Genomic DNA, 17,444 nt, shown 5'->3' with positions numbered 1-17,444 from the left:
GAAGACTCAATAGTGAGTGGTTCAAATAACTGAGTGCATATTCCTTGCCCGGTAACTGCTTCCCCTGTACTTACCGTTAGACTCGCGAGCGCCGCCGTGCATAACGGGGCGAATAGGAACGTCGTCGATCTCGCGAAACGGATCGAGAACCGAAGGCCACTTTCGCAGACTTTGGGGGTTCCTTTTCGGGCTGTTCATCGGGCTGTTCGTTGACAGAGAGCGCTTCACCACCCGTTGGTGCTGGCTTTCTGGTCGCCATTTGGCGTCCCGGCTTCACCGAGAGACCTGGAGGGAACGCGCCCAGAACGCAGGCAATTGCGATGTCGTCCTTCCCGCTCTCAGAAGTGTCCTTACCGGAGAACTTCGGCTTCTGGCCGTCACGCTTCTGCTCTTTGACGATCGAAGCGAGCTGATCGTACATTTCGTCATCTTTCGCCAGTGTCACCTGGCCGTTGCGCAGGGCGGCGTTCATGTCGCCCATCATGTCCTTCACGGCATCCTGATTGGAGAAGTTGAATCCGATCACACCGCGACCAAGCTTGTCTCGGATGATCCGATCGAACGTTTCACCCGGCCCGGTGCTATCGAGAATGAGGTAATCCACGTCCATCGTCGAGTGGATCTGAGCCAACCGGTGAGCAACATGAACGGCATTCCCTCGATCTGGACTTTCTATACCCGCTTCCCGCAGCACATCGTTATCCACGATCTCCCAGTAGCGCATATCGCGCTTCTCTCCCAAGTGATCGTAGACCGTGACCACAGTATCGTCGTGATCGATGCCAATGTCTACTGCCATCACCCGCATGACGCCCGGTTGCTTCCGGGTGTAGATCCCGTATTGGTACGAGGGATCGAGAGATCGATCCTGTGCCTCAACGATCGATTGCTCGTTGAAGAATCGGTAGCTGTCATCAATAGGACGACAGAGATACTCTTGAGCGAACCCTTGAGGGTCCTTGAGCCGATCGCCTTCCACAACGTCAAGATTGAGGTCTGGACGAGCTGGCACTACGTCCTGCTCGTACAATGGGACTTCAACCTCGATGTCGTCCGCGTTCTTGAACGACGGCTGTTTTATCGAGATCGTTCCTATCTTGTTACCGTCCTCGTCGAAGCCCGTGGGCGTCCCACGAGCGTGGTTTCGCATGAACAGGTCGTTCTGTGCCTCGGGAGTGGAAACCTCCACCATGAGGCCCTGAGTGCCCAGAGAGACGAAGGGGCTGAACGCCCGGCTGGTCGCCTCTTGGTCTTCAAGGAACGCCATCTCGTCGATGAAGACAGTCTTTGCGCTGTCGTCACCTCGAGCACCTTTCGGGTTCCCTGTGTACGCTTTGTAGCGCGTTCCATTCCAGAGCACAATTTCGCTCTGCGTCGGTGTTTTGGCGAACGGAATGTTGATGCGGGCGTTCTCGAACAGATTCTTGAGGTCACGAATACGTGCCTGCGCCTGTTCCTCCTTCGAGGACACGATTGGGAAGAACGAGTTCCCGTTCATCATGCCGTCCAGCGCCAAACAGACTACGATAATGAAAGACACCCCGATACGGCGTCCTTTGTAGATGTTCAGCGTGCTCGAATCGCCGTAGAAATAGGCGTGAACGATCTTCGGCTGGTACGGATCGAACAGTTCGAGATCCCCGATCTGTCCCGTGTCAGTGTCTTTTACTTGAAAGAGGTCTTCTGCTATCCGATCTGGTCGCCCACGCCAGCGCTGAATAACATCATCCTCAGAGATGCCAGCTTGTTTGGCAAACTGGGCGACCAATTCATTCATTTTCTTCTAAATCAATCAGAGAATCGAGATCAGCCCGAATCCAGCAACAGTCGCGGTCGTATTCGTTACCATTCCATCGAATAATGAGGCCAGTTTGCTTTCCACCGGCCCGAATTCGATAATTTGAGACTTTTTCGGGATCGTTAACGCCCTCTCCGGGTCCTGCAACTGAGATTTCGCTTTTCTCAGGCATGACAGTCGACCAAATTCAGTGAGATGAGCTGATCGACAGTCCGCTCTTTGGCAAGAAGGACGTTCGTAGGCTCGGTTTCGTCGACGTTCAGAGACTCGAACAGCTCTTTTGGGACGGCAAGTGTCCGTGCGGGAACGCCAGCCTCGCCATACGTGGGAATGTGAGCGCTACCGACAGCGAGTTTGAATACAAGCGGATACGTGTTAGCGTATTTCCTCCGCAGCTGTTCGGCCCATTCAATATCAATGACCGCCCGATCGCCGCTGTAGGGAATTACATTGATTTGTGTCAGGTAGTATTTGCTCGAGAAAGATTCAACCATTATTCAACATTGCTGGTGACATAGATAGTCAGATAACCGCTATTTGGAAAGGTCTCAACCGCGCCGTCGTCATACGTTACTCGCCATTCCGCCCTATACACGCCAGGGCTGGCTGTATCCTGGGGTCGCCACTCATACACAACGACACCGGTCTCTTCAAGATCGATAAATGCCGTCTCGTCGAATACGAGGCCGCCGTCCTCGTCACGCATCCGAAACAGAACACTGGATTGTTCCAGGTCAACTGGAGATCCCGATCCATCTCGAAGCGTGGACTCGATTGCAGGAGACGTATCTCCTGTTTTGATTGTAAATGTCGCCATGATGTGTGATTAGTACCGCTTTCTAACGTCCACAGAGTTCCGACTCGATGCAGTGAAAACGTCCACACGTCGGTCTGTAATCTTCTTCCGACCGACCAGAGAGGTTAGAGCTGCCTCGATGGTCGCTGCCTGACCGGTTCTCTCAGTCGTGTAGACCGAAATTAGCGGCACAGCGGTCGAATTGACCGTCGATCCGCTCGAGATCGCGCTCGAGACACCGATTGTCCCCACATCTGTCTCACTCGACTGCATTTCGGTGATAATTGCACCCGATTCAGCCGACGAGACCGCTATTGGGTCAATTGGAGACGCAACTGCGCCCAGAATCGCTGAATCAGCGACAGAACTCGTTGTTCCAGTTGATTCGATCGGGAACGCGGTAGACGAGACCACCGAGACCTGTGCTTGAGCGTCATTTTCGCTTGCAACGCGCCCAAGAAGGGTTTCAGCGACCGATTCAGTAGCAATTGCGCCCGAAATACCCTCAGTTACAGCCCCAGAGGGAGCTGTTGTGGCACTCGAGAGCGCCATCGATGCTGCCCCGTAAGTGACATTTTCGTCAATTACGACGGCAGAGAGCGGAGATGCCTGAATTGTGGGGATAGCTGAGATCGCTTCCGTGTATCCAGATCCACTGCTCTGTTCCGCTACCGTCGAGAACGTCGATCGGGACGCCGAACTAACTGTCGCGGCGCTTCCCGAACTAATTCGAGCTGAAGCGGCTCCAGAGACAGTGGAATCTACGCTCGAGGACGCTTCTGAGATCGCACCTGTCTGCTCGGGAACGGCGGCAGATTCAACGATCGACCCGATCGCGAATATCTGGGATTCGGATGAACCCCACGCTGCCATAGGAGCAGCCACAGCGCCCACAGTCCCGCTTTCAGTTGTTGTCTGAGTAATCGTACTCGATTGAAACACTGCGGAACTGGAAGGTACTACAGAGCTTCCAGACACCGAGTTGGTCGTACTCGAGGAAATGCTTGGTGTACCCAACGCGAGGGTTCTAACAGCACTTGCTGTGATTTCTTCGCCCTCCGGTTCCGGCTCACCGCCAGATACCGGCTCTGTGGGCGCGGGGTCTCCGGCGGTTCCCACCCCAATCGTGTCTACAATTATGGAGCGCAAGTTACTGTTTTGCCCCACGCCCACTCTACCCGACGTGAGAGTGTTATCGGTCGTTGTAACTTGCCAAGTCGACGGCTCAGGGTCCTCATCCTTCCACAAACGGGCTTGAAAGGTGTCTCCGTGGATTCTGACCCGCATATGACACCAATCATCCCTACTTAGGCTGACACCCCCCCGTCCAAAATTCGTAGTCTCCTCTGTGTGTAATCTTAAACGTGGAGAGTCACTCCCCGCCACTTGGCTGACATACGTATGAGCGCTATCCGGGTCAAGCCTCACAAAGACGCCTTGGGTAAACGGATTGTTGGTAGGTTGAAACCGAAGGAGGACCTCATAATCGGACGTCGTGGCGGGTATAACGTTCCAATATGCACCCAAAAGACCGGACTCAAAGAAAGTCCTTAGTTCGAAAGCACGACCTCCGGCATATTCAGAGTCGCTGATAACACGCCGTCGCGTTTCGTCCGTGTCTACTGAATCCTCCTCCCAATTGGTCCAATCGTCCATCCCGTCATCCGGGGTGTCAGCATGATCGTACTCACTAAAATCGGTGTAATATTGAGCCATTTAGACCTCCACCTTGAATCGCTCCTCCCACGGTATCTCCCCGACGTCGATCTCCGGGAACCGCTGGCTGAGTATGACGTCGATCTCCCCGTCGCTTGTAGAGAGGGTGAGTTGGTCATGTTGGACGCTCATGTGGTTGACGGCGGCCCAAGAGCCGTAGACACGGGCTATGTAATACTCCCCGTCAAAGGTCGGATAGGCCGTCACGGGAGTCATATCAACGATGTTCCCGGCCCACCCCACAATCTCATCCTCTTGGCCGAACAACTCAGGGGAGCGCTCTGTCGATCCGTCAACGTCTGTCTCCGCTATGGGGAGGATGTACCACCGGTCATAAATTTGGGCCATAGGGAGTGTAAATCAGTTAGAGTTAGTCGAGCGAGATACCGCTACCCTGCATCGTGAACGTGGTCACGCTGCCAAGGTCGTAGGTCTGGTCGAGCTGGCCAGAGAACAGCAGATGTTCCGTGGCGCTCCCGTCACCGTCTGCCGTGAAGGTTGCCGTCACGAAATAACCGTCAACGCTCTCAGTCGAGTCATCAGTATCGTAGACGAGATCGTCGATAACAGTCTGCCAGTCACCCCCCGAAAGGCTGAACGTGAAATTGCTATCTCGAGTAGCTGACTGACGAGCATAGCCCGAACCACTGGGTTCAGAAGTGATCGCCGAAACGTCGTCAGAGTCAGACAGAACGTTGCCAGTGTAGTCGTAGAGACCGACACTGAAAGTGGTTGCACCACTCCCAGAACCGAATGCTTCCTTGAGAATAAATTCCTCTCCGTAGTTGTGTAATTGTGCCATAGATAGATTGAGATATTTCGTACGAGAAGGCGGGCAGGCCGTTCTCGAGTACTAAAACCGCTATATGCTACTCTTCGTCCTGTTTGTCCTGTTCGTCCTGGTCGTCAAACGCATCGGGATCGTAGCCTTCTCGATCGCCAACGAGATTTCCCATCACGCCAACGATGTCATCCATCAGCTCGCTGGCGGACTCGGCCTTCTCGTCTTTCATCTGTTGCTTACGAGTGATCCCCAGGCTGTCCTTGATCTTCTGAATGAGACGGACCTGAGACTGCATGACTTCCGTCAGCGCCTCGGGGACTGTCTCGGAGTCGATCTGCTGCCCGTCCGGGAGATACACAGCCTTCTGCGTTACCTCGCCGTGACGGAGCTGGTAGTCCTTGCCCCTCGCTTCTCGAACGATTTCGATTGCCAGTGTTTGGAAGTCGTGGGCTGTTGAGGGATCTGACTCGAGGTCGATCCCATAGGCGTCTGGCCACGAGAGAACCCAGTCATAGAGTTCCTCCTCGCGCTCGTCCATGTTCTCACGAAGGTGCTCGTCTTTCGCATACATAGCGTGTTTTAGATTCGCCATTTTGTCCATGTTTTCAGGACGGGGAATGACATTCCCTCCGTGGTGTTTGCAGCGACCGTTCTTCTTGACGTTCTGGGAGACACAGTACCGTGGCGGCCCATCATACTCTTCCGGCTGTCGCGGAATTTTTGCCAAGCAGAATTTATCCTCAAACGGTATGTACGGGTGATCGTAGCCTCTCCGCATCTCTCGAAGTTCCGTCTTTGTCTTACCGGTAACTTCGTTTGATGCCATGTATGGAAATTGTCAAGTGCTGTTTGGAGAGCTTGCCAACCCTGCCCATACCGTTAGTAGTGACACGTAGTGGTGGACACCCCTCAGTGCCCAGTCCGTGTCCGCCTGGATCTGGTGAAAAAGCTTCTTCGTACGAGAAGGCCAGCAGACCCAGCAACAGCCTGTCCGCCACGCCCAGTAGCTGAAAAGAGATAAACCAGCTACCTCAAAGAGAGAAAACTCGAGGAAGCTATCAAGAGGAGCTGGCGCGGTCACTCTTTGGTGACACTGAAAAGGGTATCATGCCAACCCCGGAAATCACTTCCTCCACCCTTAGTAATAGACAACGGTATATATAGGGGGTCGAGGGTTCATATACTCGTGCGTAGCACACTCACAGCATATCTGTGTATATATTTTACCGAAGTATACACGCCCGTGTATATTTACTAATCGGATAGTGGCAGATCAATCTTGTAACGACTTTCGGGCGCGTTTGCCGGTATCTCTGAATAGTAGCATACCCAACTATGGTTTGTTATTTTCAACCCAAAGCATTCCAGCCTCACTGGCGATGACGACTACTACTGCGACACCGACAACAATAGCGTTGGTTTCCAGAGAGTCAGCTCCGTAGCCTTCGTCCAATAAACCTACTGCCACAACAGTGACTGAAAGCCACCGAATACCCTTCACACTTGCTTCAATCATTATCCACCGCTTCGTTAGGAGTGCAATTCCTACCATTGCTGCACACACTACACCGACAACCGCAAGCAACCACATTAGATCCGTGAACGTAACCATCGTCGGCATTTTGAGTCGCTCATTATATATAGATGATTTTGAAAATTTCTGAGCAACTTACCCCTCTCACGCGAGCGGGTATGCCCGTCCAGTGGTGTCGCAACCCGTCGCACATCAGCGCATAATGCGTGCACGCATCGCTGGCGCACTCGAGCGTGCGGGAAGGCGGCCCACCATCCACCACCCGTTCTCGCACGCAAGCCTGCACACGTACCCGTAGCCGATCGGCCAAACACTGGGTAGTAGCACTCACTCGAGAAACAGATAGCTTTAAGATAGAAATAACTGCGGGTAATCCTCCAAAGGTGTTGATCCTCGAGATCGGTTACGTGCAGAAATCGGCGGTTTGGGTAGGTCAAAGCCCCGGTATTCGAGCTGCGCCGCGAAAGGCTCAAAATAGCGAAATCGGCGAAATAGCACTAACAAAAAGTAAATCTGGCACCAAAACGCTCAAGAAGGCCAGCAACGCCAGATAAAGCTCAGTGAAAGTGAACTTAACAACAGTCCACAGACATTCACACCCCAAATGCTCTAAACAGCGGTCTCGATACACTGAAACACCATTATTCAGCACTTCGACAAGTTTATATACTCCGGGGCTATCCCCACTATCATCGATTCGAAACCGATCGGGTGACAGTCGGTCGGGTAGTACGGTCGTGGTGCCTCACATTGTAGGCACGACAGCAAGCGAGCACGGGATTCGGACACACACATCATGCTCAATAGGCGTGTGTGTTCCCTCAAGCGCCACAATCGCGCCTCTCGAGAGGCGTGGGTCTGAGACGCCCCACACGGGGCCTGCGAAGCGTCGAAGTGCTCGCTCGGACAGCAGCAGCGCTGGCCAAAGCACGCCCCCCGGCCTTGCAGGAACCAACGGGTTCCTGAATCCGAGTCGCCGAGCGCCACCCCACCTTCGGTGGTAATAGCAAGCGACGTACACCTACGAGGGCGTGAAGGAGCGAGCAACCGGGACCTTCGAAGAAGGTGAACCCCGATCACAGGATGGTCGGGCAAATATCTCGAGCGGTGGAGGCCTTCGGCCTACACGGTGCAGCTCAAGACCGCTCCACCCCTCCGGGGTGCGAAGTCGCTCAAGCGAAATCGAGCAACCACGGGCAACATCTACGATGTTCAACGGTTCCGTCCCTCTCTCGAGAGGTACGCCACAAAATCAGGAACGAGTCCTATGGACTCGAGGACGAACGAGTTACGAGCGAAGCAGATCCCCTTGGGGATCTCCGACAAGGTGCAGCTATCACGACGAGTGACACACATCCCTTGGGATGTGGTCGTGGAAGGCCATCGAAACCGGACACCGAAAGGTGTCACCTGACTGGATACGGAAGCCACCACCTTCGGTGGCACAGAAAACCAACTACACCCCTCTGGGGTGTTGATCCTTCGGGGTCACAGACCAGCCTCGCGTATGAATCCCTTCGGGATCGTGTGTGAGCTGGTCGGCCCCCTACCAGTGAAACTGGTCTGCTGGTAGTTGAAAGCGAGTTGCGAAGCGAGCGAATACCGCTTTAGCGGTAACTATGGAGAACACCAATGTCAATCAAGACTATCCCCACCTTCGGTGAATCGAGCGAGAACAACAGCGGCAGCGGCAGCAACGACACCCGTAAGGGTGAGACAGTGCAGACCCTCGAGCTGACCTCCGGTCAGATTGAAGCGTACACCGAGTACGAAGCGGCGGTCGACATGGGCCGGTACGTGGCGAAGCTGCGCAAGCACGACGAGAGCGACGACTTAGCGAAGCTAATGGAATGGATCGTTGACCAGAAAGAAGAGGCAGGCAAAGCCTGCGAGGAACTGCCCGGCAACCTGCCAATGTTCCGTGCAGCCTTCCCGGTCGAAGACCGCACCGAGCTGGGCTTCTACGTCCTGCCTTCGGCAGAGGCAGCTAAGGTCGGCATCGACTACGACAGCGAAGATCACCTGCTGTTCCCCGTTATCGACGGGGAAGAGTGGATGCCAAGCCTGAGCCTCGGACGTGCCACCTACGTCGAAGGCGGCGAAGCCGAGAGTGCCGAGGAAACCGAGTCTGGCAGCGAACCTGAGTTCGGGATCGACGGGCTGACCGTCGCCGAGATCCGCGAGACTGTGACCAACGTCGAAGACGTCGAGACGCTCCAAGCCATGCTGAACGGCGAAGAGGCTTCTGAGAAGCCACGAAAGACTGCCATCACAGCGATCGAGGCACGACTTCGTGCAGTCAGCGAAGCTGACGGTGAGAGCGAATTTGAAGACGAGCAAGAAGCGGTCAGCGAAGCTGAGACCACTGACGAGATCGAGAAGGCGAAGGTCGAAGCGCTGAAAGCCCTGACCGAGACGCTGACCAAGACGACTGAAATTATTGAGACTCTGTAAGAGTCACAACCTAAGAAACGCTTATCACGTACGACCCCGACGAGAGTGGGGCCACTCATATCGAAGATATGGCATACCAATACCAGAGCGAAGACGGACACGCAAAGATCGGCGGCTCTCCGAGCCGCGAGGAACAGGCACACGGCGAAGCGGCAGACGAGCGACGAAACGGCTCACTCGAAGAGTGGGACCCCGAGGAGACTGGAGGTGAGCTGCCATGAGCTACCACTACGATGCCGACATGAACTGGGACTACACGTACGACGACCGCGACGAAGAAGAGCCTGAGTTCATCGTAGATGAAGAGTTGGCCTTCTCGCTCGGGATAGATGAACGAGATCCTGCCGACGACGAGGTGTTAGCATGAAACCACAATACCTCGAAGAGTTGTTCAACGAGAGTGAGCTAACGACGATCCCCGGCGGGTATCAAGTACCCGTTCTGGCGAAAAATCCACTGGCGGCACAGTTCGAGGTTCCACCTCGAGAAGTCGTAATTAGCGACCTCCTCGGGGTGTACCCCGAGTTCGAATACGAGCAGGTGGCCTACATGGTCGCCGCGATCTTCGGCAACTTCGACCTCGATGAAGTCGAGTTCGTTGACCGAATCGAGAACGAAGCCACGATTGTTGCACCGAGTGATCTCGGTGTTATCCTCAACTGATTACAGCAATGTACCTTGAAATCACAGCACCAGCGACTTGCACCGAATACGAAAACAGCGCAGCAGTCACCATTCATGGTGAAGTCACCAAAGAAGTGAACGTGGAAATGCCGAACGCGAACCTCGACTACTACTTCATCTCCAACGAGTGGATGGAGTACTACACTCGAGTGAAGATTCAGGGGCGAGAGTGGGAACTCGATCTCAGCGAAGCTGACGTCACACTCGAGATCACCGTCGACGAAGTGCGCGAATCAGCGAAGCTCCGTGCGTCGGAGGACTTCACGACCGAAGATGCAGTCCTTGGTGGCTGGTCGTCGCTGCGCCATGCACCAATGGCCGTCAAGAACGCCGCCAACGAACTGTTGTACGGTGAACCAACACCTTCGGAGAGTGACCGATAATTATATGCTATAAGACTCAGTTTATAGGAGGGACAACTTAAGAGTAGCTTTGTAAGAAAACAATGAGCACCAGCAGTAACGCCCAGACTGCCGTCTGGGATTGGGAGAGTACCGAGGAGAATAGTGACTGAAAATGACTTTACAAGGACCAGTTCGAGAAGGCGGACTTAGACACGGAGTGTTCGGGAACGGATCGGAGATCATCTACAACCCTGACAGTGACACTGAGTTCCTCATCATTCGATGGAACGAGAACGTCGACGACGAACGCAAGAGCCGGTTCCAGATCAAATGAAGTGGAAGTGTGACAGCTGCGGAGACACCTTCGGTGGGACAAGTAACGGTATGCCAACTGCACCATGTCCTCGGTGCTGCTCCATGCGAACCCGGATTGTATGACGAGAACGTGTAGAAAACACGGTCTCGAGATGCAGCGATCCTTGTCCTCTTCGAGTGGTAGACGTCGATACGTTTGCCCACAGTGCGAAAGAGAACGCGAAGCAAAGCGGAACATTGGCTTTAGCCAAACGGTGGAATTATGAGTGGAAATTCAACAGAAGCAGAGAGCACAGCAACGATCTACGAACCAGTGATGAACCGATCGAAGAAGGTTCGGTTCTATATTCCGATCGAGAAGGAGGGCAGCCAAACTGTCGTCGATGATGTCGTGAAACGACTGTGCAACCGGTTCGGTGGTGCAACGACAATTCCAGGGCAAGGCTCCTATGTCATGAATGACGGCGAGCTGTGTCAGGAGACCGTGACCCTCGTCGAGTCGTTTACGACTGACATTGATGTTGCCGAACTGACTCAGATTGCGCTGGACATCAAGGAATCGCTCGGAGAGGAGGCTGTCGCCTTTGAGACTGACAGTATCGAAACAGCGTTTATCTGAAATTAGCGTATAAGACTAACTCTTAAAGAATAACTTAGCCTTGATTGGTCTGTTTGGGGTTCAATTCCCCATCAAGGCTCTTGGCAGATACCTACAACTGCCGTGAATAGTATGACTGAATCCTACACTCTCAAGTTCGAGAACGGGGTGGAACGCGAGACCAGCATCACGCACTTCATTCTGAGTGCACTCGACGACCCAGAGGCTCGAGTCTTCGACTCATCTGGCGAAGAGCTGACCGACATTTCTGAGATTACCAGCAACGAATCTGTAAGACGAACCGCGTAAGATAACGGCCTTTCTTTCAGTTCAAGTCTGAAGCGCGGCCTTCGAGCACCCAGTACAAACCAGCTCGATCTGTGGATTAGAGAGAGAATCCTATGAACACAAACAGTGACTACAGCATCGCCTTTAGCGGTTTGACCAGTGCGGATAACATCGAAATGGCCTCCAGAGTCATGGACAAATATGGTCTCGAAGAGCAGCCAGAGCACAGCCTCTCGAGCGCTATTCAGGAACTCGATCCGGTCGAGATTGCTCCACTATTCGTGGGGAACCCATACGATCCAGAAGGCCAGCCGATCCCGATCAGCTTCTCGAACGCGACCATCAATCCGGACACTGCTATCGACTTAGCTCGCCGATCTATGTCTGGTGAACAGCTATCAGAAGACGATGGCGACTTCATGAGCTACGCCACTCACTCTGACGGCTACGCCGCCGTCCCTCACTATGAGTTCTTCTTTCCAATGGCAAAGGCGCTTCTCGATGCCGATATTCGAGATGTGTCTGGCGAGTTCCGCTGCTACGATAACGGTGCTCAGGTTCACGGCGAAGTCATGTTCCAAGACGCCGAGTCGCAGTTGAATCTCCCCGACGACCGCGATCCATTGTTCGTCGGACTAAGCGTCGGGAACAGCTACGATGGAACCTGTGCGATGTATGCACAAGGATATGCTATGGATACTACGTGCACTAACAGCATGAGGTCGCTCACCGATCGTAAGAGTCGAAAGCACATCGGCGAGCCTTCGGAGGTCGCTGAGTGGTGGGACGAAGTACTCATCCAGATGACGGCGCTTCGCGACATCCTCGGTGAGATCATCGAAGAAGCACTCGAGGTAGAGGTTGACTTCTTGAACCAGCCCTACGATCCCGAAGAGTTCTACGAGCACCTCGGCCTTCCAAGCTACCTCGCTCGAGCAGCGGCTACCACGGCCCGTAATCGCTCGCCACAAGAAGGTGGTACTCGTACGGTCATGAGCTTCTGGACGCTGCACAGTGGCCTCACGTCGGCACTGACTCACGACTTCAATGGCACCAGCGAAGTAGGTTCCATTGAGACGTACAGCCAAATCGCCAAAGAGCTGTTATTCAATCCGCAACGGATGATCGGCGAAGTCAAATCGTCCTACGAACGGCAGCAACGCCAGGACGAAGCAGTCGACGAGCGGACGCTGGAACAGAACATCGCCATGATCGAACAGTACGAAGTCACTCTTGACGATCGGAAAGAGGAGTTCGAAGAGTTCGAGAATCATATGAACGGGCTTCTGACGAACCCGGCGGAGAACTGAGTCAATGCCGCGAGTTGTGAAGTACGTTATTTCTGTTGAGTGGAGTCAAGACTGCGATGGGGGATCTGTCTATCTTCCACCGTATCGGTTCGAGAAGGACGCAAGCATCGCTGCTCGAGAGTTAGTAGACATTGGCTGTGTTGAAAGTGCGAAGGTCAGCGAAGTCGTTCTCGAGCAATAACACACCACGCGGCATCGCTGAGGGCGGAATTGTACCCGTAGCGTTACAGTGAGGAGTCGCGACCTCACCGGGCCTGGGCTGGCATCCCCGAACTGCCACGTAGAACCATGACTGAAGTACAAACCAGACAATCAGAGGAATCGCTGGCTTCCCTTCTCGCACGAGCAGGTGCCAGTGATCTGTTCATTGAATACACGATCACCTATCCAGACAGTACTGTCTCGTCGATGGTGCAGTTCTGGGTTCGAGAAGGCCTGCTCACCGACGACAACGCCACCGCAGGAAAACCGCACAGTGGCGGTTACTTCTTCGATGTGCTGTGGGGCGGTGATCTCGAGGAAGCGCTGCGTAATGCAGATGACGTGAATCGGGCTAACATGGAGGATCTCATACTATGAGCAAAGGAGACGATGTTGGAGTGGGCGTTGTACTGGTTGTGATCGGGTTACTGGGATTCGTCTTTGCGTTTGACAATCCAGACCTCGAGATCATGTTCCTCGTCGGCCCGCTTCTGATCCTCTTCGGGATCATTGGAATCCGTCAGTCACTGAACAGAGACAACTAATCCACGATATTATGGCAACTACAGAAAACCCCATTGAGCAACAGCAACAGCTCGCGATGCTCGTTGAGCTGTACTTCGAGTCGAACAACTACCGAGTTATCAACATGGATGATCGGGCGAATGAGTGCATAGCAGAGTTCTTCGAACTTGCTGACGAGATGTTTGAGGGAGACACTGCACTCGTCTTCGAACTACTGAACGTCTTCAAGGAGTCACAGGTGCGATGAACGGAGAGAACAGGTGTCCAAAGTGCGGATCTCCGGCACTGGCCTTCCAGAGCGGCTGCGCGAATTGTATGGCCTGTGGCTGGAGCAAGTGTCAGATATGAGTGACACGCAGTCGACGCTGCCTGGAGTCGCTCAGATTCCACCAGACGCTTGCATCTATTACGAACAGTGCGGGAACCAGATGCCACACAATAACTCGATTTGTGACGAGTGTCTCGACCGAGTTCGGGAAGCTGGGCACGGAAGAGGTGATTCAACATGACCGAGACTACAAAGAGAGAAAGTACAGAGTTGGACCGACGACTGAGCACTGGGAGCCTTCGAGAAGCGATGATGTGCCGCTGTAGCAACCCCGACGACTTCGAGGACGGATACCTTCGGTGGCTCGTCGAAATGCTCAGAACAGATTTTGCGAACGTTCTCGTCACCGTATTCGACGACAGAGAGTTACACATCGGCGTCGTCGATCGGGACGATGACGAAGTGAGAGCTGACACGCTGCGCTTCATGTCCGAGAACGGCTTTATGCCGGTCTATACTGGAGTCAGCGACTACGAGTACAAAGACGGTGAGTATCATCAGCACGCTTTCACTGAGTTCCGCCCCCACGAGAACGGCTTAGACGAACTGATCCGATCGTTCTACGGCGAGAAGCACACCGATTACTAACGACACAACTGAGAATTATGAACTGGGAAGAAGCACACGACATACTGGCAAGACTACCGAACAGATCGGTGAACTGGGTAGAGACAGAAGGCGCTTGGATGGTCATACACTTCGATCATCCTGATACGGGAACGCCGCTACAATTCGCGATTCAACTCGAGGACCAAGGACGCAGAGTCCTGATCGATGAAGAGACGCACGAGGAACTGTATGAGTTCTAAAAGCGGCTACGCCAAAGTTGAAGAGCTGACGCTACACGGACTTGGTGATCAGTTCGTGATCTACATACAGCTCCAGGGCTGCTACAAGCAGCGCATTCTGACGAGCATAGATACGTGTGACCACGATATAATTAGGCGCGGCGAGTTGGTAGGAAAAGATGCGAGAAGGCGGACCTGACGTTTGCTGACTTTGTCGAAACTCTTAGTCATACGCTACCTCTGAACATGATATTTTCATGCAGATATTTCGTCAATCACTTCTTGGAATTCAAAATAAAGGTCTCTATTATCGCTTTTTGCCTTTTCAGAAAACGTACTCCCATCAACCCCCTCCAAATAATTTTCGCCGCCTGAAAACAGAATTATTGGGCTGACATCTCCGCAATCTGGTTTCCTCAAACTAATAAATACGTGATGAAGTTCAGTCTCTCTTGTCGGATCAATATATGAGGGTGCTTTCACGTCTATATTGGTTAATTTGTTACTTACAGCATATGAATATATATCTGCGTAGTCCGCAATGTGTCGGATGTTTTTCTCAGTCGCTATAAAACAGAGTTCAAACGCTACTTCACCAGGGGGGGTGTGTGAACTACCTTCAAAGAAAAATTCACGCATCCGATTAAATTGACGAACAATCTCATTTGGTCCAGTTGCCTGTCGTACTGCTGCCTCAGATTTTATTTCATAAACATCCCCACGAGATGGTGCTCTCATTGGGGGATCTACATATACATACAAATCAGCTACACCACGATTTCCATAATGGCTGTAATGTGCTTCGGGAAAGATATTCACTTCACCCAAATCTTCAAAATATTCAGCATCACTTTCATGATTTTTTATTAGAACTTTCGTAAGATCATCTTCTTTTATAGACATTACTCATTTCACTATTTCGAAGTGTCTTTAATGCTGTTATCGAAATCGAACATCCAAACGAAATCGATTAGTTACGGATACATCGCTTTATGAGCATTGTGCCACCGTTCAAGAATTTCGATCGTTTCCTCTTCGCCACCTCGCCGATCTCCACACCATTCGAAGTCGACGTTATGATATGAAGACCAGTTCTCAATCGTCCCCATGACGCTGTTGGGATGCACCTTTCGCTTGTAGTTCCACTCGAGGATGTTCTGTACACTATCCTCGATTACGACGACGAATCCAAGCAGCTCGTCACCTCGAATGATCTCTTCTTTGAAGCGATCTCGATCCCACGTAATGGACTTGAGAAGATCGGGAAGCGACTTCCGCTCGACAGCAAAGACATCCTCGTATCCCTGTATGCTGTAATCACCGGTATCCAGTTTGTCGATTACCGTGTCGTAGCCCTCAAACTCGTAAGGAAGCTTCTCGCGAGTGTCGATGACGATTGTAAAGTCGCTCATGGTCAGTTGAGAGCGTCTGAGACTCGGTTGTAGCACGCAGCGACGATCTTGCGTCGGAATCCGAGTTCGTTCCCGAACTTCACGAAGAGATCGTCGTTGTTTCGATCGTTGCGATATGGGTGGTAGATCCGCCCATCATCACGGCAGACAAGAGCACAGACACAGAACGAGATCAGTGCAGCACCGCCACCGATATCTTTCAGGTCAAGTGCATCGAAGAGCTGCCGACCGGTTCGCTTCTGGTGATTCGTTAGTTCGAGTTGGCTCGAGATAGCGTCATACAGAGCCAGATTGTCGAGGCGGCGCAGTTCTTTGTTATCGGCCCAGTGGCCGTTGTAAACACCGGTATTGTATCCGTGGAATCGCTTGAATTTCGCGTGGAGTTCCGGTGGTGCTTCAGAAGTATGGAAGTGGGTCGCATTTTCGGTATCAGGAGAGATAATCGGCTCGTCAGATTGTTCGTCATATTCCATAGCAAATCACATTGGAGACACATCTGTGGGAAGACAAAGGACACCAAATAGTGTCAATAAGAGGTGTAGTAATTAGTGATAAGAAGTGTAACAGTGAGTGGTTCTACACTACTTCTATCGAGAAGGCGGCCAGACTACTACAACTATTCCCAGTAACTGGTTACAGTAACACCGAGTAACTCAGTGGGTATCACACTGGGAAGCTTAGTGGTTGTACTTGGTCTGTCGCCTTCTCGAACCAAGTACTGTAGAACACTTCTTATCACTAATTAGTGGAGACAGTTGTTCGTCTGCCTCCTTCCTCCCCCGTACCTTCGGTACGCATCATATTAAGTCTATCCTATAAAGTGACTCATATCGTCTTGGAACGACTTATCGGCGTCACGAATATTAATATGAGAGATAATAGCACACAAAACCCGAAAGCGGCAAGATGGTTAGAATCGTATCAGAAACTAATGGAAGAGGAGTTCGAGTTGGCCGGGGCCTACGTCGCCGGAGTGATCGACGGTGGTAGTTCCATTACAGCAGTGGTCTGGAAACAAAAGAGCGCACTCCTTGGCTATGAGATCCGGCCACAGGTTAGTTTACAGCGCCAAAATGAGGAAGTCCTCTACGTGATTGACGACTGGGCCAGGGAACATGGAGTCCGTGGTCGTATCGAAGAGAAATCCGACTCGACCATGTGGACGCTCGAGAATCGAGAAGACGTCAGAACGTTCTTACAAGCGCTCCAGCCCTACCTAATCGTCAACGACAACGTTGCCAATCTCGTCTTGGAAGAGCTGCTCCCACGACTCGAGGCGGGAACGCACCGGACAAAGGAAGGATTCTTAGAGACGATGGAGTACGTCGACATGATCCGCGATGAAGCGGCAGTGAGCCAACGTAAGTATGACCGAGAATACTTCGAAGAGTTGTGGGAAGACGAAATCAGTAACAGACAATCGTCACTATAGATTTTTAATTCCTTGTTTCACATCGACCGATTTAATCATGGTTGGAACATAACACTATTCCAGAATCCACAGTATGCCCTCTCTATCGGCGATTGTATCCCGTTTGTTTCCCAAAGTCGTTTTTACCGACATATTTA

Annotated in this window: 26 protein-coding genes; 16 read left to right on the top strand and 10 right to left on the bottom strand. The window is 52.5% G+C overall.

The window, feature by feature from the left end; translation table 11 throughout:
- Nucleotides 1-76 precede the first annotated feature (76 nt).
- The 7 genes from DV706_RS13995 to DV706_RS13965 all read right to left on the bottom strand — a co-directional run bounded on the left by DV706_RS13995 (nucleotide 77) and on the right by DV706_RS13965 (nucleotide 6,706).
- Nucleotides 77-1,777 carry a terminase large subunit domain-containing protein gene (locus tag DV706_RS13995; RefSeq protein ID WP_006065710.1) on the bottom strand — a complete coding sequence of 567 codons (1,701 nt, stop codon included), beginning with the start codon at nucleotides 1,775-1,777 and terminating at the stop codon, nucleotides 77-79.
- 185 nt (nucleotides 1,778-1,962) lie between these two features.
- A complete protein-coding gene (locus DV706_RS13990; protein ID WP_006065709.1) occupies nucleotides 1,963-2,292 on the bottom strand; it encodes a DUF5802 family protein in 330 nt (109 codons plus the stop codon).
- Nucleotides 2,292-2,504 (bottom strand): hypothetical protein, encoded by a 213-nt coding sequence (locus tag DV706_RS13985; RefSeq protein WP_006065708.1) that lies wholly within the window; start codon nucleotides 2,502-2,504, stop codon nucleotides 2,292-2,294. The genes DV706_RS13990 and DV706_RS13985 overlap by 1 nt, the downstream gene beginning before the upstream one ends.
- Before the next feature lie 1,806 nt (nucleotides 2,505-4,310).
- Nucleotides 4,311-4,658, bottom strand: coding sequence for a hypothetical protein (locus DV706_RS13980; protein ID WP_006065705.1), 348 nt, complete (start codon nucleotides 4,656-4,658; stop codon nucleotides 4,311-4,313).
- A 22-nt stretch (nucleotides 4,659-4,680) separates the two neighbouring features.
- Entirely contained in the window at nucleotides 4,681-5,112 is a 432-nt protein-coding gene (locus tag DV706_RS13975; RefSeq protein WP_006065704.1) for a hypothetical protein, read from the bottom strand.
- A 67-nt stretch (nucleotides 5,113-5,179) separates the two neighbouring features.
- Nucleotides 5,180-5,686: a hypothetical protein gene (locus DV706_RS13970; RefSeq protein WP_240756778.1), complete on the bottom strand. Its 507-nt coding sequence runs from the start codon at nucleotides 5,684-5,686 to the stop codon at nucleotides 5,180-5,182.
- 741 nt (nucleotides 5,687-6,427) lie between these two features.
- Nucleotides 6,428-6,706 (bottom strand): hypothetical protein, encoded by a 279-nt coding sequence (locus DV706_RS13965; RefSeq protein ID WP_136350899.1) that lies wholly within the window; start codon nucleotides 6,704-6,706, stop codon nucleotides 6,428-6,430.
- A gap of 1,554 nt (nucleotides 6,707-8,260) precedes the next feature.
- Between DV706_RS13965 and DV706_RS13960 the strand changes: the two genes are divergently transcribed.
- The 15 genes from DV706_RS13960 (at nucleotide 8,261) to DV706_RS13920 (ending at nucleotide 14,662) form a co-directional block, all read left to right on the top strand.
- Nucleotides 8,261-9,082 (top strand): hypothetical protein, encoded by an 822-nt coding sequence (locus DV706_RS13960; protein ID WP_136350898.1) that lies wholly within the window; start codon nucleotides 8,261-8,263, stop codon nucleotides 9,080-9,082.
- 68 nt (nucleotides 9,083-9,150) lie between these two features.
- Complete coding sequence (locus DV706_RS21510) at nucleotides 9,151-9,303, top strand: hypothetical protein (RefSeq protein WP_161569808.1); 153 nt, start codon at nucleotides 9,151-9,153, stop codon at nucleotides 9,301-9,303.
- Entirely contained in the window at nucleotides 9,300-9,449 is a 150-nt protein-coding gene (locus DV706_RS21505; protein ID WP_161569807.1) for a hypothetical protein, read from the top strand. The genes DV706_RS21510 and DV706_RS21505 overlap by 4 nt, the downstream gene beginning before the upstream one ends.
- Nucleotides 9,446-9,745 (top strand): hypothetical protein, encoded by a 300-nt coding sequence (locus DV706_RS13955; RefSeq protein WP_006065700.1) that lies wholly within the window; start codon nucleotides 9,446-9,448, stop codon nucleotides 9,743-9,745. The genes DV706_RS21505 and DV706_RS13955 overlap by 4 nt, the downstream gene beginning before the upstream one ends.
- A gap of 107 nt (nucleotides 9,746-9,852) precedes the next feature.
- Nucleotides 9,853-10,149, top strand: a complete 297-nt coding sequence (locus DV706_RS13950) for a hypothetical protein (protein WP_240756776.1) — start codon at nucleotides 9,853-9,855, stop codon at nucleotides 10,147-10,149.
- 133 nt (nucleotides 10,150-10,282) lie between these two features.
- The gene (locus DV706_RS21500; RefSeq protein ID WP_161569806.1) at nucleotides 10,283-10,444 is read left to right on the top strand and encodes a hypothetical protein; all 162 of its coding nucleotides are present in this window, start codon (nucleotides 10,283-10,285) and stop codon (nucleotides 10,442-10,444) included.
- A gap of 243 nt (nucleotides 10,445-10,687) precedes the next feature.
- Nucleotides 10,688-11,044, top strand: a complete 357-nt coding sequence (locus tag DV706_RS13945; RefSeq protein WP_006065698.1) for a hypothetical protein — start codon at nucleotides 10,688-10,690, stop codon at nucleotides 11,042-11,044.
- Between the two features lie 111 nt (nucleotides 11,045-11,155).
- Nucleotides 11,156-11,332 carry a hypothetical protein gene (locus DV706_RS21495; RefSeq protein WP_161569805.1) on the top strand — a complete coding sequence of 59 codons (177 nt, stop codon included), beginning with the start codon at nucleotides 11,156-11,158 and terminating at the stop codon, nucleotides 11,330-11,332.
- 92 nt (nucleotides 11,333-11,424) lie between these two features.
- Nucleotides 11,425-12,621 (top strand): hypothetical protein, encoded by a 1,197-nt coding sequence (locus DV706_RS13940; protein ID WP_240756774.1) that lies wholly within the window; start codon nucleotides 11,425-11,427, stop codon nucleotides 12,619-12,621.
- A 288-nt stretch (nucleotides 12,622-12,909) separates the two neighbouring features.
- Nucleotides 12,910-13,200 (top strand): hypothetical protein, encoded by a 291-nt coding sequence (locus tag DV706_RS13935; protein WP_006065696.1) that lies wholly within the window; start codon nucleotides 12,910-12,912, stop codon nucleotides 13,198-13,200.
- Nucleotides 13,197-13,367 (top strand): hypothetical protein, encoded by a 171-nt coding sequence (locus tag DV706_RS21490; RefSeq protein ID WP_161569804.1) that lies wholly within the window; start codon nucleotides 13,197-13,199, stop codon nucleotides 13,365-13,367. The genes DV706_RS13935 and DV706_RS21490 overlap by 4 nt, the downstream gene beginning before the upstream one ends.
- 11 nt (nucleotides 13,368-13,378) lie before the next feature.
- Entirely contained in the window at nucleotides 13,379-13,594 is a 216-nt protein-coding gene (locus DV706_RS13930; RefSeq protein ID WP_006065695.1) for a hypothetical protein, read from the top strand.
- A gap of 393 nt (nucleotides 13,595-13,987) precedes the next feature.
- A complete protein-coding gene (locus tag DV706_RS13925; RefSeq protein WP_136350897.1) occupies nucleotides 13,988-14,263 on the top strand; it encodes a hypothetical protein in 276 nt (91 codons plus the stop codon).
- A gap of 98 nt (nucleotides 14,264-14,361) precedes the next feature.
- A complete protein-coding gene (locus DV706_RS22325; protein WP_275040532.1) occupies nucleotides 14,362-14,484 on the top strand; it encodes a hypothetical protein in 123 nt (40 codons plus the stop codon).
- Nucleotides 14,474-14,662 carry a hypothetical protein gene (locus tag DV706_RS13920; protein ID WP_006065692.1) on the top strand — a complete coding sequence of 63 codons (189 nt, stop codon included), beginning with the start codon at nucleotides 14,474-14,476 and terminating at the stop codon, nucleotides 14,660-14,662. Before DV706_RS22325 ends, DV706_RS13920 begins: the two co-directional genes overlap by 11 nt.
- Before the next feature lie 56 nt (nucleotides 14,663-14,718).
- Here DV706_RS13920 and DV706_RS13915 read toward each other — a convergent pair whose 3' ends face one another.
- The 3 genes from DV706_RS13915 to DV706_RS13905 form a co-directional block, all read right to left on the bottom strand.
- Complete coding sequence (locus DV706_RS13915; RefSeq protein WP_136350896.1) at nucleotides 14,719-15,366, bottom strand: hypothetical protein; 648 nt, start codon at nucleotides 15,364-15,366, stop codon at nucleotides 14,719-14,721.
- Between the two features lie 71 nt (nucleotides 15,367-15,437).
- Nucleotides 15,438-15,875, bottom strand: coding sequence for an ERCC4 domain-containing protein (locus DV706_RS13910; RefSeq protein ID WP_006065691.1), 438 nt, complete (start codon nucleotides 15,873-15,875; stop codon nucleotides 15,438-15,440).
- Between the two features lie 2 nt (nucleotides 15,876-15,877).
- On the bottom strand, nucleotides 15,878-16,348 hold the full coding sequence (locus tag DV706_RS13905) for a hypothetical protein (RefSeq protein ID WP_006065690.1): 471 nt from the start codon (nucleotides 16,346-16,348) through the stop codon (nucleotides 15,878-15,880).
- Between the two features lie 458 nt (nucleotides 16,349-16,806).
- On the opposite strand from DV706_RS13905, the gene DV706_RS13900 reads away from it, so the two are divergent.
- Nucleotides 16,807-17,307 carry a hypothetical protein gene (locus DV706_RS13900; RefSeq protein ID WP_006065689.1) on the top strand — a complete coding sequence of 167 codons (501 nt, stop codon included), beginning with the start codon at nucleotides 16,807-16,809 and terminating at the stop codon, nucleotides 17,305-17,307.
- Nucleotides 17,308-17,444 lie beyond the last annotated feature (137 nt).

It is taken from the genome of Natronorubrum bangense, assembly GCF_004799645.1.
In the GTDB taxonomy this organism is placed as follows: Archaea; Halobacteriota; Halobacteria; order Halobacteriales; family Natrialbaceae; genus Natronorubrum; species Natronorubrum bangense.
This window is presented reverse-complemented; position numbering and strand designations above follow the sequence as displayed.

Excerpts from the sequence above, each read along its gene's own strand:
- DV706_RS13960 (WP_136350898.1), top strand. The coding sequence starts at position 8,261 with ATGTCAATCAAGACTATCCCCACCTTCGGTGAATCGAGCGAGAACAAC.
- DV706_RS21505 (WP_161569807.1), top strand. The coding sequence starts at position 9,300 with ATGAGCTACCACTACGATGCCGACATGAACTGGGACTACACGTACGAC.
- DV706_RS21500 (WP_161569806.1), top strand. The coding sequence starts at position 10,283 with ATGACTTTACAAGGACCAGTTCGAGAAGGCGGACTTAGACACGGAGTG.
- DV706_RS13940 (WP_240756774.1), top strand. The coding sequence starts at position 11,425 with ATGAACACAAACAGTGACTACAGCATCGCCTTTAGCGGTTTGACCAGT.
- DV706_RS13965 (WP_136350899.1), bottom strand. The coding sequence starts at position 6,706 with ATGGTTACGTTCACGGATCTAATGTGGTTGCTTGCGGTTGTCGGTGTA.
- DV706_RS13990 (WP_006065709.1), bottom strand. The coding sequence starts at position 2,292 with ATGGTTGAATCTTTCTCGAGCAAATACTACCTGACACAAATCAATGTA.
- DV706_RS21490 (WP_161569804.1), top strand. The coding sequence starts at position 13,197 with ATGAGCAAAGGAGACGATGTTGGAGTGGGCGTTGTACTGGTTGTGATC.
- DV706_RS13975 (WP_006065704.1), bottom strand. The coding sequence starts at position 5,112 with ATGGCACAATTACACAACTACGGAGAGGAATTTATTCTCAAGGAAGCA.
- DV706_RS13930 (WP_006065695.1), top strand. The coding sequence starts at position 13,379 with ATGGCAACTACAGAAAACCCCATTGAGCAACAGCAACAGCTCGCGATG.
- DV706_RS13900 (WP_006065689.1), top strand. The coding sequence starts at position 16,807 with ATGGAAGAGGAGTTCGAGTTGGCCGGGGCCTACGTCGCCGGAGTGATC.
- DV706_RS13910 (WP_006065691.1), bottom strand. The coding sequence starts at position 15,875 with ATGAGCGACTTTACAATCGTCATCGACACTCGCGAGAAGCTTCCTTAC.
- DV706_RS13945 (WP_006065698.1), top strand. The coding sequence starts at position 10,688 with ATGAGTGGAAATTCAACAGAAGCAGAGAGCACAGCAACGATCTACGAA.
- DV706_RS13935 (WP_006065696.1), top strand. The coding sequence starts at position 12,910 with ATGACTGAAGTACAAACCAGACAATCAGAGGAATCGCTGGCTTCCCTT.
- DV706_RS21510 (WP_161569808.1), top strand. The coding sequence starts at position 9,151 with ATGGCATACCAATACCAGAGCGAAGACGGACACGCAAAGATCGGCGGC.
- DV706_RS13970 (WP_240756778.1), bottom strand. The coding sequence starts at position 5,686 with ATGGCGAATCTAAAACACGCTATGTATGCGAAAGACGAGCACCTTCGT.
- DV706_RS13915 (WP_136350896.1), bottom strand. The coding sequence starts at position 15,366 with ATGTCTATAAAAGAAGATGATCTTACGAAAGTTCTAATAAAAAATCAT.
- DV706_RS13985 (WP_006065708.1), bottom strand. The coding sequence starts at position 2,504 with ATGCGTGACGAGGACGGCGGCCTCGTATTCGACGAGACGGCATTTATC.
- DV706_RS22325 (WP_275040532.1), top strand. The coding sequence starts at position 14,362 with ATGGTCATACACTTCGATCATCCTGATACGGGAACGCCGCTACAATTC.
- DV706_RS13995 (WP_006065710.1), bottom strand. The coding sequence starts at position 1,777 with ATGAATGAATTGGTCGCCCAGTTTGCCAAACAAGCTGGCATCTCTGAG.
- DV706_RS13920 (WP_006065692.1), top strand. The coding sequence starts at position 14,474 with ATGAGTTCTAAAAGCGGCTACGCCAAAGTTGAAGAGCTGACGCTACAC.
- DV706_RS13980 (WP_006065705.1), bottom strand. The coding sequence starts at position 4,658 with ATGGCCCAAATTTATGACCGGTGGTACATCCTCCCCATAGCGGAGACA.
- DV706_RS13955 (WP_006065700.1), top strand. The coding sequence starts at position 9,446 with ATGAAACCACAATACCTCGAAGAGTTGTTCAACGAGAGTGAGCTAACG.
- DV706_RS13925 (WP_136350897.1), top strand. The coding sequence starts at position 13,988 with ATGCTCAGAACAGATTTTGCGAACGTTCTCGTCACCGTATTCGACGAC.
- DV706_RS21495 (WP_161569805.1), top strand. The coding sequence starts at position 11,156 with ATGACTGAATCCTACACTCTCAAGTTCGAGAACGGGGTGGAACGCGAG.
- DV706_RS13905 (WP_006065690.1), bottom strand. The coding sequence starts at position 16,348 with ATGGAATATGACGAACAATCTGACGAGCCGATTATCTCTCCTGATACC.
- DV706_RS13950 (WP_240756776.1), top strand. The coding sequence starts at position 9,853 with ATGCCGAACGCGAACCTCGACTACTACTTCATCTCCAACGAGTGGATG.